This is a genomic window from Kitasatospora sp. NPDC088264 (assembly GCF_040685715.1).
GTDB lineage: Bacteria > Actinomycetota > Actinomycetes > Streptomycetales > Streptomycetaceae > Kitasatospora.
On the sequence record NZ_JBFBIR010000003.1, the window covers coordinates 95,638 to 109,785 of the forward strand.

Annotated in this window: 15 protein-coding genes and 3 tRNA genes; 15 read left to right on the forward strand and 3 right to left on the reverse strand. The window is 71.8% G+C overall.

The genetic code is table 11. The features are described from left to right. Positions 1-19: 19 nt before the first annotated feature. The gene (locus AB0O82_RS04015) at positions 20-694 is read left to right on the forward strand and encodes a response regulator (protein WP_363580044.1); all 675 of its coding nucleotides are present in this window, start codon (positions 20-22) and stop codon (positions 692-694) included. Positions 695-938: 244 nt separating this feature from the next. Here the strand turns inward: AB0O82_RS04015 and AB0O82_RS04020 are convergent, their stop codons facing one another. After that, positions 939-2,210, reverse strand: coding sequence for a hydrolase (locus tag AB0O82_RS04020; protein ID WP_363580045.1), 1,272 nt, complete (start codon positions 2,208-2,210; stop codon positions 939-941). Between the two features lie 286 nt (positions 2,211-2,496). Between AB0O82_RS04020 and AB0O82_RS04025 the strand changes: the two genes are divergently transcribed. The 8 genes from AB0O82_RS04025 (at position 2,497) to AB0O82_RS04060 (ending at position 7,359) form a co-directional block, all read left to right on the forward strand. Next, positions 2,497-2,569, forward strand: a tRNA-Thr gene (locus tag AB0O82_RS04025). A 43-nt stretch (positions 2,570-2,612) separates the two neighbouring features. After that, positions 2,613-2,685: transfer RNA gene (locus AB0O82_RS04030), tRNA-Met, on the forward strand. 83 nt (positions 2,686-2,768) lie between these two features. Further along, positions 2,769-2,933 (forward strand): 50S ribosomal protein L33, encoded by a 165-nt coding sequence (gene rpmG / locus AB0O82_RS04035; RefSeq protein ID WP_006604855.1) that lies wholly within the window; start codon positions 2,769-2,771, stop codon positions 2,931-2,933. A gap of 156 nt (positions 2,934-3,089) precedes the next feature. After that, the gene (locus tag AB0O82_RS04040) at positions 3,090-3,548 is read left to right on the forward strand and encodes a MaoC family dehydratase N-terminal domain-containing protein (RefSeq protein WP_363369376.1); all 459 of its coding nucleotides are present in this window, start codon (positions 3,090-3,092) and stop codon (positions 3,546-3,548) included. Between the two features lie 5 nt (positions 3,549-3,553). Next, positions 3,554-3,976, forward strand: coding sequence for a MaoC family dehydratase (locus AB0O82_RS04045; protein WP_063351327.1), 423 nt, complete (start codon positions 3,554-3,556; stop codon positions 3,974-3,976). A gap of 109 nt (positions 3,977-4,085) precedes the next feature. After that, positions 4,086-4,667, forward strand: coding sequence for a TetR/AcrR family transcriptional regulator (locus tag AB0O82_RS04050; RefSeq protein ID WP_363580047.1), 582 nt, complete (start codon positions 4,086-4,088; stop codon positions 4,665-4,667). Positions 4,668-4,754: 87 nt separating this feature from the next. Then, complete coding sequence (locus AB0O82_RS04055) at positions 4,755-6,254, forward strand: MFS transporter (RefSeq protein ID WP_363580049.1); 1,500 nt, start codon at positions 4,755-4,757, stop codon at positions 6,252-6,254. Between the two features lie 61 nt (positions 6,255-6,315). Next, positions 6,316-7,359 (forward strand): UDP-N-acetylmuramate dehydrogenase, encoded by a 1,044-nt coding sequence (locus AB0O82_RS04060; protein ID WP_363580051.1) that lies wholly within the window; start codon positions 6,316-6,318, stop codon positions 7,357-7,359. Positions 7,360-7,380: 21 nt separating this feature from the next. On the opposite strand, the gene AB0O82_RS04065 is transcribed toward AB0O82_RS04060, so the two are convergent. Beyond that, on the reverse strand, positions 7,381-8,415 hold the full coding sequence (locus AB0O82_RS04065; protein WP_350877043.1) for an adenosine deaminase: 1,035 nt from the start codon (positions 8,413-8,415) through the stop codon (positions 7,381-7,383). 128 nt (positions 8,416-8,543) lie between these two features. Beyond that, complete coding sequence (locus AB0O82_RS04070) at positions 8,544-9,791, reverse strand: pyridoxal phosphate-dependent aminotransferase (RefSeq protein WP_363580053.1); 1,248 nt, start codon at positions 9,789-9,791, stop codon at positions 8,544-8,546. A gap of 284 nt (positions 9,792-10,075) precedes the next feature. Between AB0O82_RS04070 and AB0O82_RS04075 the strand changes: the two genes are divergently transcribed. From AB0O82_RS04075 to AB0O82_RS04100, 6 genes are all read left to right on the forward strand, one after another. Next, positions 10,076-10,148: transfer RNA gene (locus AB0O82_RS04075), tRNA-Trp, on the forward strand. A 147-nt stretch (positions 10,149-10,295) separates the two neighbouring features. Continuing rightward, entirely contained in the window at positions 10,296-10,655 is a 360-nt protein-coding gene (secE, locus tag AB0O82_RS04080) for a preprotein translocase subunit SecE (RefSeq protein WP_350877047.1), read from the forward strand. Positions 10,656-10,867: 212 nt separating this feature from the next. After that, positions 10,868-11,755, forward strand: coding sequence for a transcription termination/antitermination protein NusG (nusG, locus tag AB0O82_RS04085; RefSeq protein ID WP_363580055.1), 888 nt, complete (start codon positions 10,868-10,870; stop codon positions 11,753-11,755). A gap of 165 nt (positions 11,756-11,920) precedes the next feature. Beyond that, positions 11,921-12,355, forward strand: coding sequence for a 50S ribosomal protein L11 (gene rplK, locus AB0O82_RS04090; RefSeq protein WP_063348931.1), 435 nt, complete (start codon positions 11,921-11,923; stop codon positions 12,353-12,355). A gap of 77 nt (positions 12,356-12,432) precedes the next feature. Further along, positions 12,433-13,155, forward strand: coding sequence for a 50S ribosomal protein L1 (gene rplA, locus AB0O82_RS04095; RefSeq protein WP_363580057.1), 723 nt, complete (start codon positions 12,433-12,435; stop codon positions 13,153-13,155). Between the two features lie 171 nt (positions 13,156-13,326). Then, entirely contained in the window at positions 13,327-14,112 is a 786-nt protein-coding gene (locus AB0O82_RS04100) for a hypothetical protein (RefSeq protein WP_363580059.1), read from the forward strand. Positions 14,113-14,148 lie beyond the last annotated feature (36 nt).

Sequence of the window (14,148 nt, forward strand, 5' to 3'; positions counted from 1 at the left end):
GGCGGAGCGAGGTGGCCGCATGAGCGAGATCCTGATCGTCGACGACGAACCGGCCCTGCTGCGCACGCTGCGGATCAACCTCAGCGCCCGGCAGTACGCCGTGCGGACGGCCGCCAGCGGTGGCGAGGCGCTGGACCGCGCCGCGCACTCCGCCCCGGACGCCGTGCTGCTCGACCTCGGCCTGCCGGACCTGGACGGCATGGACGTGCTGCGCGGCCTGCGCACCCGCAGCGCGATGCCGATCATCGTGCTCTCCGGCCGGTCCGGTGCCGCCGACAAGGTGGGCGCCCTCGACGCGGGCGCCGACGACTACCTCACCAAGCCGTTCCTGATGGAGGAACTGCTGGCCCGGCTGCGCGCCGTGCTGCGCCGGCCGCTGGGCGGTGCCCCGCTGGGGCGGCCGGTGATAGGCGACCACACCGTCGACCTGACGGCCACCACGGTGACCGGCCCGCGGGGCCCGGTGCGGCTCACCCCGACCGAGTGGCGGATCCTCGCCCTGCTGGTGGCCAACCCGGGCCGGCTGGTGCCCGGGCGGCAGATCCTGCGCGAGGTGTGGGGACCGGCCCAGGAGGCGCGCGGCAACTACCTGCGGGTCTACCTGGCCGGGCTGCGGCGCAAGTTGGAGCGCGACCCGGGCCGCCCGCGGCACCTGATCACCGAACCGGGGATCGGGTACCGGTACGAGCCCTGAACGCCGCCCCGGCAGCCGCCGCGTCAACGACCCGTCAAGAGCGGGCCGGAGACCGACAGGGGAGCGTCAAGGCAGGCCCGGAGCGGTGTTCCGTGGGCGTAGCGTCAGTGCTGACCGAGCGGGCCCGGCTCCAATGTGGGGGAGGCCCGGGACCGCTCCAGCCGCCGTCGAACGGCGGCCAGCAGGTGGGGGAGGGGCGCGCGACATCCGTCGCGCGCCCCTTGAACTTTCTGGGGGGGGCTGTTCAGCCCCCGCCGGTGCTCCCGGACTGCCGGGGCAGCGCCAGCGCCACGGTGTCCGCGAACTCCCGCACCGCGCTCGTCCGGCTGACCACCCGGCCGCTGTGCACCACCAGCCGGCTGTGGCCGCCCGCGAGCGCCCCCGCCAGGCTGTCCCCGCGCACCGCCAGCAGCTCCGCCGGGAACCCGGCGTCCACCCGGACCGGCGGCAGCCCGAGCACCGCCCGGGCCTGGTTCGCCACCGCGTCGTACGCCGCCTCCAGGCCCAGCTCCCCGCCGGCCGCCAGCAGGTACGCCGACTCCAGCGGATCCGCCCGGCCGACCGGGTTGGACTGGTCCCGCAGCGCGCCGCTGCCGGCCGCCAACGGCACCCGGGCCTCCGTCAACTCCCGCAGCAGGCCCGGCCGCAGCCCCGGCGACCGGCCCTCCAGCCCGGTGCAGCCGCCGTTCTGTGGCAGGCAGACCACCCGCACCCCGCCGGTCGCCAGCACCGTGGACGCGCCCCGGGCCAGCGCCCCGCACGGCCCGAGCGTCACCCGCGGCCGCAGCGGGGCCAACGCGCCGACCAGCCGGGAGAGTTGGGCCGGATCGCCGGCCGTGGTGTGCAGGTCCACCGAGCAGTCCGCCTCCCGGGCGGCCTCCAGCAGCACCTGGACGTACCCGGCCGGATCCGGGTCCAGCTCCGGGCAGCCGCCGGCCGCGGTGGCGCCCAGCTTGAGCGCCTCGCGCAGTTGTGCCCGGCCGTCGGCGCCGGCCCGGCCGGTGAGCAGCCGGGGCATCGCCACCGCCTGGAGTTCGGCCAGGCCGCGCAGCGCCTGCCGGGCGGTGAGCACCGCCTCCAGCCGGCGCAGCCCGTGCACGTCGCCGATCCGGACGTGGGTGCGCTGGGCGGTGGCGCCGTAGCCGAGCGAGGCGAGCGCGGCCTCGGTGACCCGCCGGGTGAGGTCGGAGGGGCTCTCCGGCGGCGGGGCGGACAGGGCGGCGGAGAAGGCGGTGTCGTAGTGGGCGTGCGCCTCGGCGGGGGCCGGCAGCAGCAGGTAGCCCTTGAGGTCGATCCTGGCGCCGGTGGTGATCGTGGGCGCGCCGGGCAGGGCGGGCAGCGGGCCGAGGCTGCCGACGGTGCCGACGGCCTGGATCCGGTCGCCGCTGATCCGGACGTCCACCACCCGCCCGTCGGCCAGCCGGGCGCCGGTGAGCAGGAGGACCGGTCCGTGCCCGAGCGGGTTGGCTGTCGGGCCGGAGCCGGAGTGCGGTCCGTCGGCGGCTGCGCTGTCCATCGCAGGCTCCTTCCCGCGCTGGCCCGTCCGGTCGGCCGGACCGTCCTGATCCCGGGTCGTCCTGACGCCCCGGGCCGTCCCCGTCAATGAGGGTCGAGCCTATGGCGCGTGGGGGCGGGGCGCTCGGAGGCGGGCAATAGTCGTATCGGGTCGGGCCGTGCGGCTGGTGGGCCGATCGAACGCGGGGCCTTGGATCGTCCGTCCGTTCACCTCGCCGACCTGCGGTCTTCGCGTCGGGATACGGATTTCACCTCTGGGCGCGGAACGTGTAATCTCTTCCTCGTTCGCCCCTATAGCTCAGTCGGTAGAGCGTCTCCATGGTAAGGAGAAGGTCTGCGGTTCGATTCCGCATGGGGGCTCTGGTGAAAAGCAGTCGGCTTCGGTTGTGCTGCGGATCACTGTGGCGGTGTAGCTCAGTTGGTAGAGCAAGCGGCTCATAATCGCTGTGTCACCGGTTCAAGTCCGGTCACCGCTACCCCGCGTAGTCGGTCGGGAGATCGCACTCCCGGTCGGCTACTCTTGTTGTGTTCTTATTCGTTGTCCCAGGAAGGCACTCCCGTGGCTGCCACCGACGTCCGCCCGAAGATCACGCTGGCCTGCGTGGAGTGCAAGGAGCGGAACTACATCACCAAGAAGAACCGGCGTAACGACCCGGACCGTCTTGAGATGAAGAAGCACTGCCCCCGCTGCAACTCGCACACCGCGCACCGCGAGACCCGCTGACCCTCTCGCAGGGCATCGGGCCTGTGTGACACAGGTCTTGAGCTCCGGGCCGCATCCCTCAGGGGGTGCGGCCCGGAGTTTTTCGCGTATGCACCCATGCGCGCCCCGCCGGCGGCAACGGCCGCCGGATCCACCGTGCTTCCGAGGAGTTGCCCCATGGCACTCGACCCCTCCTTCATCGGGCGGACCTACCCGCCCACCGAGCCGTACGAGGTCGGCCGGGAGAAGATCCGCGAGTTCGCGATCGCGATCGGGGACACCAATCCGGCGTTCACCGATCCGGCGGTGGCGAAGGCGCTGGGCCACCCCGATGTGATCGCCCCGACGACCTTCCCGTTCGTGATCACCTACCAGGCGGCCTCCCAGGTGGTCGAGGACCCGGAGCTGGGCCTGGACTACAGCCGCGTGGTGCACGGGGACCAGAAGTTCTCCTACTCCCGCCCGGTGCTGGCCGGCGACCGGCTGACGGTCGCGGTCACCATCGACAACATCAAGTCGCTGGCGGGCAACGACGTGCTCACCGTGCGTGGCGAGGTGTCGGACGCGATCGGCGAGCACGTGGTGACGTCGGTCATGACGCTGGTGGCCCGGGCCGCCGACGAGACGGGGAAGTGAACACGATGGCGATCAGCTACGACGAGGTCGAGGTCGGCACCCAGCTGCCGGCGCAGTCCTTCCCGGTGACCCGCGACACCCTGGTGCGGTACGCGGGCGCCTCCGGCGACTTCAACCCGATCCACTGGAACGAGAAGTTCGCCGTGGAGGTCGGCCTGCCGGACGTCATCGCGCACGGAATGTTCACCATGGCCGCGGCCATTCGGGTGGTCACCGACTGGGTCGGCGACCCGGCCGCGGTGGTCGAGTACGGCGTCCGATTCACCCGCCCCGTCCCGGTGCCGAACGACGGCGTCGGTGCGGTGGTCGAGGTGTCGGCCAAGGTCGCCAAGCTGCTGGACGACCGCAAGGTGCAGGTCGACCTGCTGGCCACCACCGGCGGGCAGAAGGTGCTCGGGATGTCCAGGGCGGTCGTCCGGCTCGCCTGAAGGCACCTCGGCCCCAGGTGTGTCCGGCCGCGGCGGGGCCCGTCCGACGGGATTCCCGCCGTGCCCGTCGGCCTTGCGAAGATAGTGATTGGCCACTAACTTGACTCCTATGGCGAGGACGAGCATGCGGATGAGCGCCGAGGAGCGGCGCGAGAGCGTCGTTCGTGCCGCGGTGATCGAATTCGCCAGGAGCGGCTACCGGGGGACGTCCACCGAGGCGATCGCCCGCCGGGTGGGTGTCTCGCAGCCGTACCTGTTCCGGCTGTTCCCCGGCAAGCAGGCGATCTTCACGGCCGCCGCCGAGCGCTGCATCGAGGAGACCTGGAAGGTCTTCGACGAGGCCTCGGTCGGGCTGACCGGGCCGGCGGCCGCCGAAGCGATGTCCGAGGCGTACCTGGGCCTGGTCGCGGACAGCGAGCAGCTCATGATGCAGATGCAGCTCTACGTCTCGGTGTTCGCGGCCCGGACGACCGGCGAGGACGAGATCGGGGAGACCGCCCGGAGGCTCTGGGAGGAGCTGTTCGAGCGGGTCAGGGGCCGGATCGGCGGTGACGTGCAGGGCGCCGCGGAGTTCTTCGCGTACGGGATGCTGATCAACACGCTGGTGGCACTGGGGTACCCCCGGGACCACCGGATCTGGAGCGGCCTGGGCTTCGGAGAGCACGGAGAGCACGGCGAGGGCGGGGAGTAGCGGGCCGCACGGTGGAGTCCGTGCGGCCTTTTTTCGGGCCTCGAAAGTTAGTGATCAATAACTATCTAAGACCCCTGGGGGGAAGTCATGACGGAGAGAACGGAAGAACAGGGCCTGGGACGGCTCGGTGTCTGGACCCTGGTGATCACCAGCGTCGCGGGCTTCATGGCCAGCCTGGACAACCTGGTCGTCACCACCGCGCTGCCGTCCATCCGCGAGGACCTCGGCGGCGGGCTGTCCGACCTGGAGTGGACGGTCAGCGCCTACACCCTGTCCTTCGCCGTCCTGCTGATGTTCGGCGCCGCGCTCGGCGACCGGTTCGGCCGCCGCCGGATCTTCCTGGTCGGGCTCACGCTCTTCACCGTCGGCTCCGCCGCCGCCGCCCTCTCGCCGGGCATCGGCGCGCTGATCGCCGCCCGCGCCGTCCAGGGCGCCGGCGCCGCGGTCTCCATGCCGCTCACCCTCACCCTGCTCACCGCCGCGGTGCCGGCGGCCAGGCGGGGTCTGGCCTTCGGCATCTGGGCGGGCGTCAACGGCCTGGCCGTCGCCACCGGACCGCTGGTCGGCGGGACGCTCACCGAGCACTTCTCCTGGCAGTGGATCTTCTGGGTGAACGTCCCGGTCGGCCTCGTCCTGATCCCGCTCGCCGCCCTCAAGCTCCGCGAGAGCCGGGGCGCCAACCCGGCGCTGGACGTGGTCGGCACGATCCTGGTCAGCCTGGGCCTGTTCGGCGTCGTCCTCGGCCTGATCCGCGGCAACCCGAACGGCTGGACCAGCCCGCTGGTGCTCGGCTCCCTGATCGGCGGCGTCGCGCTGCTCACCGCCTTCGTGCTGTACGAGCAGCGCTGGGCCGAGCACCCGATGCTCCCGATGCGGCTGTTCCGCAGCCGGGCCTTCTCCGCCGTCAACGCCTCCGGCCTGCTGATGTTCCTCGGGATGTTCGGCTCGATCTTCCTGATCAGCCAGCACCTGCAGAGCGTGGGCGGCTACAGCCCGCAGGAGGCCGGCATCCGGATGCTCCCGTGGACCGGCATGCCGCTGATCGTCGCCCCGATCGCGGGCATCCTGGCCGACCGCTTCGGCGGCCGCCCCATCGTGGTCACCGGGCTGCTGCTGCAGGGCGCCGGCCTGGCGATGTACGCGGCGATCACCGGCGGCAGCACCGGCTACGACTACGCCGCCGAGATCCCCGCCGTGGTGATCTGCGGCATCGGCATGTCGCTGTACTTCGCCCCGACCGCCGCCCTGGTGATGGACAGCGTCCGGCCGGAGGAGCAGGGCATCGCCTCCGGCGCCAACAACGCGCTGCGCGAGGTCGGCGGCGCGCTCGGCGTGGCCGTCCTCTCGGCGGTGTTCTCGGCGCAGGGCGGGTACACGTCGGAGCAGTCCTTCATCGACGGGCTGGTGCCCGCGCTGTACGTCGGCGCCGGGGTGGTGGCGGTCGCGGCGGTCTGCGCGTTCTTCCTCCCGCGCCGGGTGAAGCCCGTGGTCGTCGCCGACGAGCCGGCGGCCGTGGAGCCGGAGCAGGCCGGTGCCGAGCGGGCCGAGGACACGGCGCCCGTCCACGCCGAGGCCTCGAAGGCCTGACCGGCCGATCCGGGTGCGGGGGCGGCCGGGCGGCCGCCCCCGCACCCGTACGCTGGTGGGCGTGCTGGTAGAAAACGACGCCCCCCTCGCCCCGCTGACCACGCTCCGGCTCGGCGGCCCGGCCCGCCGCCTGGTGACCGCCCACACCGACGACGAGGTGATCGCCGCCGTCCGCGCGGCCGACGAGGCCGGCGAGCCGCTGCTGGTCCTCGGCGGCGGCTCCAACCTGGTGATCGGCGACGCCGGCTTCCCCGGCACCGTGCTGCGGATCGCGACCACCGGCTTCGCCCTGGACGGCACCGTGCTGGAGCTGGCGGCCGGCGAGGTCTGGTCGGAGGCGGTCGCCCGCGCGGTGCGCGAGCACGGCCTGGCGGGCGTCGAGTTCCTGGCCGGCATCCCCGGCTCGGCCGGTGCCACCCCGGTGCAGAACGTCGGCGCGTACGGCCAGGAGGTCGCCCAGTCGATCACCGAGGTGGTCGCCTACGACCGCACGGCCGGCGAGGTGGTCACGCTCCCCAACGCCGAGTGCGCGTTCTCCTACCGGCACAGCCGTTTCAAGGCCGAGCCGGACCGCTACGTGGTGCTGCGGGTGCGGTTCGCCCTGGCCGACCACGCGGGGCTCTCCACTCCGGTCAAGTACGCCGAGGTGGCCAGGCACTTCGGCGTCGAGCAGGGCGCGCGGGTGCTGCTGGAGCGGGCGCACGACGCGGTGCTGGGGCTGCGCTCCGGCAAGGGCATGGTGCTGGACCCGGCGGACCACGACACCTGGTCGGCCGGCTCCTTCTTCACCAACCCGGTGCTCACCGCCGCCCAGTACGAGTCCTTCCGGACCCGCCCGGGCACCGAGAACGCCCCCGCCTACCCGGCGCCGGAGGGCTGCACCAAGACCTCGGCCGCCTGGCTGATCGACCGGGCCGGCTTCGGCAAGGGCTACGGCAGCGGCCCGGCGACGCTCTCCACCAAGCACACCCTGGCGCTCACCAACCGCGGCGCGGCCACCGCCGAGGACCTGCTGGCGCTGGCCCGGGAGATCCGGGACGGCGTCCGCGAGGCCTTCGGGGTCGAGCTGGTGAACGAGCCGGTGATGATCGGCGTCAAGCTCTAGGCCCGGTCCACAGGGCACGCCTCAGGTGCCGCTGACCAGCCAGGTGTCGATGTCCGCCAGCAGCTCCTTGCGGACGGCCTCCGGCGCACGTGAGCCGCGGACGGACTGCCGTGCCAGCTCGGCGAGTTCGGCGTCGCCGAAGCCGAGGACGTCGCGGGCCAGGTCGTACTGGGCGGCCAGCCGGCTGCCGAACAGCAGCGGGTCGTCCGCGCCCAGGGCCAGCGGCACGCCGGCGTCGAACAGCCGCCGCAGCGGGACGTCCTCGGGTCGCTCGTAGACGCCGAGCGAGACGTTCGAGGACGGGCAGACCTCGCAGGTGATCTGGCGGTCCGCCAGCCGTTCCATCAGCCGGGGGTCCTCGGCGGCGCGGACGCCGTGGCCGATCCGGCCGGCGCCCAGGTCGTCCAGGCAGTCCCGGACGGATTCGGGCCCGGCCAGCTCGCCGCCGTGCGGGGCGGCCAGCAGCCCGCCCTTGCGGGCGATCTCGAAGGCCCGGTCGAAGTCCCGGGCGAGGCCGCGCCGCTCGTCGTTGGAGAGGCCGAAGCCGACCACGCCCTGGTCGGCGTACCGGACGGCGAGCCGGGCCAGCGTCCGGGCGTCCATCGGGGACTTCATCCGGTTCGCCGCGACCAGCACCCGGATGCCCACCCCGGTGGCCGTGGCGGCGTGCTCCACGGCGTCCAGGATCAGCTCCAGCGCGGGGATCAGCCCGCCCAGCCGGGGCGCGTACGAGGTCGGGTCGACCTGGATCTCCAGCCAGCGGGAGCCGTCCCGCCGCTCGTCCTGGGCGGTCTCCAGGACCAGCCGGCGGATGTCCTCCTCGTCCCGCAGCACCGAGCGGGCGGTGTCGTACAGGCGCTGGAAGCGGAACCAGCCGCGTTCGTCGGTGGCCCGCAGTCGCGGCGGCTCGCCGGAGCTGAGCGCCTCCGGCAGTCGGACGCCGTGCTTGTCGGCCAGCTCCAGCAGGGTGGCGGGCCGCATCGAGCCGGTGAAGTGCAGGTGCAGGTGGGCCTTCGGGAGGTCCCTGACGTCTCGCGGATTCAACAGGCGTTCCATTCGCCGATACTGCCGCATCGGACCCCCAAACGGGAACCGCCCTCCTTCCGTCCCCCGAAGGGGTGAAAGAGGGCGGTACCCGACGTGAAGCGCGGGTGTCAGCGGGCGTCAGCGGGCGCCGACGGGTGTCAGTCGCGGGCCTCGCCGAGCAGCTTCTGCAGCCGGCCGATGCCCTCGGCCAGGTCGGCGTCGCCGAGCGCGTAGGAGAACCGCAGGTAGCCGGGGGTGCCGAAGGCCTCGCCCGGGACGGCCGCGACCTCGGCCTCGTCCAGGATCAGCGACGCCAGCTCGCCGGAGCTCTCCGGGCGCCGGCCGCGGATCTCCTTGCCCAGCAGGCCCTTGACGGACGGGTACACGTAGAACGCGCCCTCCGGCTCGGGGCAGTACACGCCCTCGATCTCGTTGAGCATCCGCACGATGGTCTTGCGGCGGCGGTCGAAGGCGGTGCGCATCTCGTGCACCGCGGCCAGGTCGCCGCTGACGGCGGCGATCGCGGCGCGCTGGGCGACGTTGGAGACGTTCGAGGTGGCGTGCGACTGCAGGTTGGTCGCGGCCTTGATGACGTCCTTGGGGCCGATCACCCAGCCCACCCGCCAGCCGGTCATCGCGTAGGTCTTGGCGACGCCGTTGACCACGACGCACTTGTCGGCCAGCTCGGGCAGCAGGGCCGGCAGCGAGGTGAAGGAGGCGTCGCCGTACACCAGGTGCTCGTAGATCTCGTCGGTGAGCACCCAGAGGCCGTGCTCCAGCGCCCAGCGGCCGATCGCCTCGGCCTCGGCCTCGGTGTACACCGCGCCGGTCGGGTTGGACGGCGAGACGAAGAGCACCACCTTGGTGTTCTCGGTGCGGGCGGCCTCCAGCTGCTCGACCGAGACCTTGTAACCGGTGGTCTCGTCGGTCACGACCTCCACCGGGACGCCGCCGGCGAGCTGGACCGACTCCGGGTAGGTGGTCCAGTACGGGGCCGGGACGATGACCTCGTCGCCCGGGTCCAGGATCGCGGCGAACGCCTCGTAGATCGCCTGCTTGCCGCCGTTGGTGACCAGCACCTGGGAGGCGTCCACCTCGTAGCCGGAGTCGCGCAGCGTCTTGGCGGCGATCGCGGACTTCAGCTCGGGCAGGCCACCCGCCGGGGTGTAGCGGTGGTTCTTCGGGTCGCGGCAGGCCTCGACGGCCGCCTCGACGATGTAGTCCGGGGTGGGGAAGTCGGGCTCGCCGGCTCCGAAGCCGATCACCGGACGGCCGGCCGCCTTGAGGGCCTTGGCCTTGGCGTCCACGGCGAGGGTCGCGGACTCGGCGATCGCGCCGACCCGGGCGGAGACCCGGCGGTCGGCGGGGCGGATGGAACGGTCGGGCTGCGGGGTGGAAGCGCTCATGCCTGCATCGTCGCAGAACCGGGACGGACCGGGCATCGCGGTTTCACCATCCGTACCGGACCGTCCACATGGCGGCGCCCGCCGATCCGCCGGTGATCATGCGGGCATGCCGGACATATGCCGGACAACCGGTGCTCCCGGAAGAAGAGGTTCGACCAAACACCCCTCGACCACGTATGCTCACTGCTCGACGGCCCGCCGAAAAAGAACCGGAGCTTCACCAGCTGTGCAGACAGCCGGGGGAGATGCGGTAGGTTGGTCGCTACGGAGTCGCGAGACCCCGTAGGGCAATAGCTCAATTGGTAGAGCACCGGTCTCCAAAACCGGCGGTTGGGGGTTCAAGTCCCTCTTGCCCTGCTGCTTGATCCGTTTTCAGCCCGTTCGCTCCACAGAGCGAGCGGGCTTGATGCGGAGAGGGCGCCGAATCAGCACCGCTTGTAGCCGGCCGTTCGTGCCCCATCGGGCGCGAGCCGCTCGGCCGGACCCGGATTCAGGTGAGGACGAGTGACGGAGACCACGGGCTCCACCGCAACGCCTGAGAGCGGCAACCCCGAGGGGGCCGACGGCGCTGCCGACACCACGCCCGCCGAGGGCGAGGAGAAGTCGCTCTCGCGCCGCGAGCGCAAGCGCGCCGCCCGCGCCGGTGACAAGAAGTCCGGCAAGCGCGGCAAGATGGGCCCGTTCGCCCGAATCGGCCTGTTCTACCGCCAGATCATCGCCGAACTGCGCAAGGTCGTCTGGCCCACCCGCAGCGAGCTCACCCAGTACACGACCGTCGTCGTCGTGTTCGTGGTGGTCGTGATGGGCTTCGTGGCCGGCCTCGACTACGGCCTCTCCAAGCTGAGCCTCCTGGTCTTCGGCTGACCTGGCCGTCCCACCTCCGTAGCAGTCTCCCGACCCGGGCCGAATCATCGGCCCGGGTCGTGCTGTCTGCGCCGGACGTACGAGGCCGCTACCGTGGACTCGGTACTGTTGAAGTCTCCGAGTCCTCTCCTGGCGCCCGCGCGAGCGGCAGCCCGCCGGAGCCGGCCCCGGAGCGCGCCACCTTCACCATCTCCAGGAAAGAAGCAGCCACCGTGTCTGAGTCCCCCCTGTACGACGCCGACGAGACCGTCCGCGAGGCGGATGTCGCCGCCGAGCTGGACGCGGCCGAGCTGGCTGACGAAGCCGAGTCCGCCGAGCAGATCGTTGACGCCGTGGACGGCGACGAGGACGAGGTCGACGCGCACGACGAGGCCGAGGCCGGCGAGCCCGCCGAGGAGGCGGCGCTGCACGTGGAGGACGACGTGGAGCCCGCCGCCGAGGAGACCGAGGCCGACGCCGACGCCGAGGAGGCCGAGGCTGAGGAGGCCGTCGAGGTCGACCCGGTCGCCAAGTTCCGCGAGGACCTGCGCTTCATGCCGGGCGAGTGGTACGTGATCCACACCTACGCCGGCTACGAGAACCGGGTGAAGCAGAACCTGGAGCAGCGCGCCGTCTCGCTGAACGTCGAGGAGTACATCTTCCAGGCCGAGGTGCCGCAGGAGGAGGTCGTCCAGATCAAGAACGGCGACCGCAAGACCATCCGCCAGAACAAGCTCCCCGGCTACGTCCTGGTGCGCATGGACCTCACCCCCGAGTCCTGGGGCGTCGTGCGCAACACCCCCGGTGTCACCGGCTTCGTCGGCAACGCCTACGACCCGTACCCGCTGACCCTGGACGAGGTCGTCAAGATGCTCGCCCCGGACGTCGAGCGCCAGGCGGCCAAGGATGCCGGCAAGCCCTCGCCGATCAAGCCGAGCGAGATCCAGGTGCTGGACTTCGAGGTCGGCGACTCGGTCACCGTCACCGACGGTCCGTTCGCGACGCTGCAGGCGACCATCAACGAGATCAACCCCGACTCGAAGAAGGTCAAGGGCCTGGTCGAGATCTTCGGCCGGGAGACCCCGGTCGAGCTCTCCTTCGACCAGATCCAGAAGAACTAGTCCCACGGTCTTCGGATCCGGGGCGGGGCCGAGGGCCCTGCCCCGGATCCGTTTTGGTCCAGCGGCGCTAAGGCGTTAGCCTGGTTCGATGTGTGTGTTGGCGGCCGGGTGTCGCCCCGGTTCCGCACACACCAGCACTCACCTCTCGGAAGGACCCGGAGAGACATGCCTCCCAAGAAGAAGAAGGTCACGGGGCTTATCAAGCTCCAGATCAACGCCGGTGCGGCCAACCCGGCGCCGCCGGTCGGCCCCGCGCTGGGCCAGCACGGCGTCAACATCATGGAGTTCTGCAAGGCCTACAACGCTGCGACCGAGTCGCAGCGCGGCATGATCGTGCCGGTGGAGATCACGGTCTACGACGACCGTTCCTTCACCTTCATCACGAAGACGCCGCCGGCCGCGCGCCTCATCCTGAAGGCCGCCGGTGTGGACAAGGGCTCCAGCGAGCCGCACAAGACCAAGGTCGCCAAGCTCACCAGCGCCCAGGTCCGCGACATCGCCACCACCAAGATGCCCGACCTGAACGCCAACGACCTGGACGCGGCGGAGAAGATCATCGCCGGCACCGCCCGGTCGATGGGCATCACCGTCGAGGGCTGACCAGCTCTTTTCGTCCCTGTGGTAGGGCCTGCGCAGGCCCGTGATACCACGACTCCCATCACCATTCAGGAGCAGCAGTGAAGCGCAGCAAGGCTCTGAAGGCCGCGGACGCTCAGGTCGACCGCGACCGCCTCTACGCCCCCCTCGAGGCCATCCGCCTCGCCAAGGCCACCAGCACCACCAAGTTCGACGGCACCGTCGAGGTCGCCATGCGTCTGGGCGTCGACCCGCGCAAGGCCGACCAGATGGTCCGCAGCACCGTGATCCTCCCGCACGGCACCGGTAAGACCGCTCGGGTCCTGGTCTTCGCGACCGGTGACCGTGCCGAGGCCGCGCGTGCTGCGGGCGCCGACATCGTCGGCTCCGACGAGCTGATCGACGAGGTCGCCAAGGGCCGTCTGGACTTCGACGCCGTCGTCGCCACCCCGGACCTCATGGGCAAGGTCGGCCGCCTCGGCCGCGTGCTCGGTCCCCGTGGTCTGATGCCGAACCCGAAGACCGGCACCGTGACCCCGGATGTCGCCAAGGCTGTCAACGACATCAAGGGCGGCAAGATCGAGTTCCGCGTCGACAAGCACTCGAACCTGCACTTCATCATCGGTAAGGCCTCCTTCACCGACGAGCAGCTGGTCGAGAACTACGCCGCCGCGCTGGACGAGGTGCTCCGCGCCAAGCCGTCCGCCGCCAAGGGCCGCTACATCAAGAAGACCGCCATCAGCACCACGATCGGCCCCGGCATCCCCGTGGACCCGAACCGCACCCGCAACCTCTTCGTCGAAGAGGACCCGGCCGCGGTCTGAGCCGATCGGCTCTGAAGCAGTCCGTACTGCGGGCCCGTACCCCCTTCACCGGGGGTGCGGGCCCGCAGTCGTTTCCGGATCGGGACGGGGGTGGATGGGAACGGTTGCCCGAAGCGTCGTACGCTCTGCCGGTCAGATCATGTGCAGAACGTGTGACCGTCGGAGCGTGCCGTGCCGCCCACCCTTCGCCCCGCCGTCGCGGTGGCCACCCTGCTGCTGATCGGTGCCACCACCGGGTGCAGCCTGCTGGCCGCCCCGGGAACCCGCACCCCCGACGGCGATCCCGCGCCCGTACCGCCCCGCCAGGTGGTGCTCGCCGCCGCCCAGGCGCTGGACGACGCCGGCGGCGCCCGGATCGACGTGGTCGAGGAGGGCCCGGCCGGCCGCCGCACCGCGAGCGGCACCCTGACCTGGGGCACCCGGGACGAGGGCGCCCTGACCGTCACCGACGAGCAGGGCACCGGGCAGCTGACTCTGAGGGACGGTGCACTCGACCTCAGCTACCAGGGCGCCCCGCCCAAGCACGCGGACCGGGACGGCGCCGAGTCGCTCGATCCGCGGGCGACCACCGGCCCGGGCGGCTACGCGGGTGGCTGGATGACCGCCCTGGTCACCAACCCGGGCAGCCGCGCGTACGAGATCGCGCAGACCGGGAAGCTCGGCTCGCTCGGCGGCGAACAGCTGGCCGGGACGACCGTGGCGCACTACCAGGGCACCACGCCGGTGGCCGAATACTTCGGCGCGGACCAGGAGTTGACCCCCGCGCGACTCGCTGCGGTGGTCGACTGGTACCGCCGGCGGGGGGTGACGGCGATCGGTTACGACGTCTGGGTCGGGCCCGGCGAGCGGCTGCTGAGACTGCGTGAGACGGCCCGGGGGAGCGACGGCACCACGGTGACCACGACGGATGTCTCGACCCCCGGAGAAGGCGACGCGCCCCCTGTCGAAGCCGGGTGACGGGAGGGGGCTGTCCGGCGCGTGGGACATCTGGCG

What these genes read in the sequence shown, in the direction of transcription:
- AB0O82_RS04045 (WP_063351327.1), top strand. Translation starts at nt 3,554, where the DNA reads ATGGCGATCAGCTACGACGAGGTCGAGGTCGGCACCCAGCTGCCGGCG.
- AB0O82_RS04070 (WP_363580053.1), bottom strand. Translation starts at nt 9,791, where the DNA reads ATGAGCGCTTCCACCCCGCAGCCCGACCGTTCCATCCGCCCCGCCGAC.
- AB0O82_RS04020 (WP_363580045.1), bottom strand. Translation starts at nt 2,210, where the DNA reads ATGGACAGCGCAGCCGCCGACGGACCGCACTCCGGCTCCGGCCCGACA.
- AB0O82_RS04015 (WP_363580044.1), top strand. Translation starts at nt 20, where the DNA reads ATGAGCGAGATCCTGATCGTCGACGACGAACCGGCCCTGCTGCGCACG.
- AB0O82_RS04065 (WP_350877043.1), bottom strand. Translation starts at nt 8,415, where the DNA reads ATGGAACGCCTGTTGAATCCGCGAGACGTCAGGGACCTCCCGAAGGCC.
- rplK (WP_063348931.1), top strand. Translation starts at nt 11,921, where the DNA reads ATGCCTCCCAAGAAGAAGAAGGTCACGGGGCTTATCAAGCTCCAGATC.
- AB0O82_RS04050 (WP_363580047.1), top strand. Translation starts at nt 4,086, where the DNA reads ATGGCGAGGACGAGCATGCGGATGAGCGCCGAGGAGCGGCGCGAGAGC.
- AB0O82_RS04055 (WP_363580049.1), top strand. Translation starts at nt 4,755, where the DNA reads ATGACGGAGAGAACGGAAGAACAGGGCCTGGGACGGCTCGGTGTCTGG.
- AB0O82_RS04040 (WP_363369376.1), top strand. Translation starts at nt 3,090, where the DNA reads ATGGCACTCGACCCCTCCTTCATCGGGCGGACCTACCCGCCCACCGAG.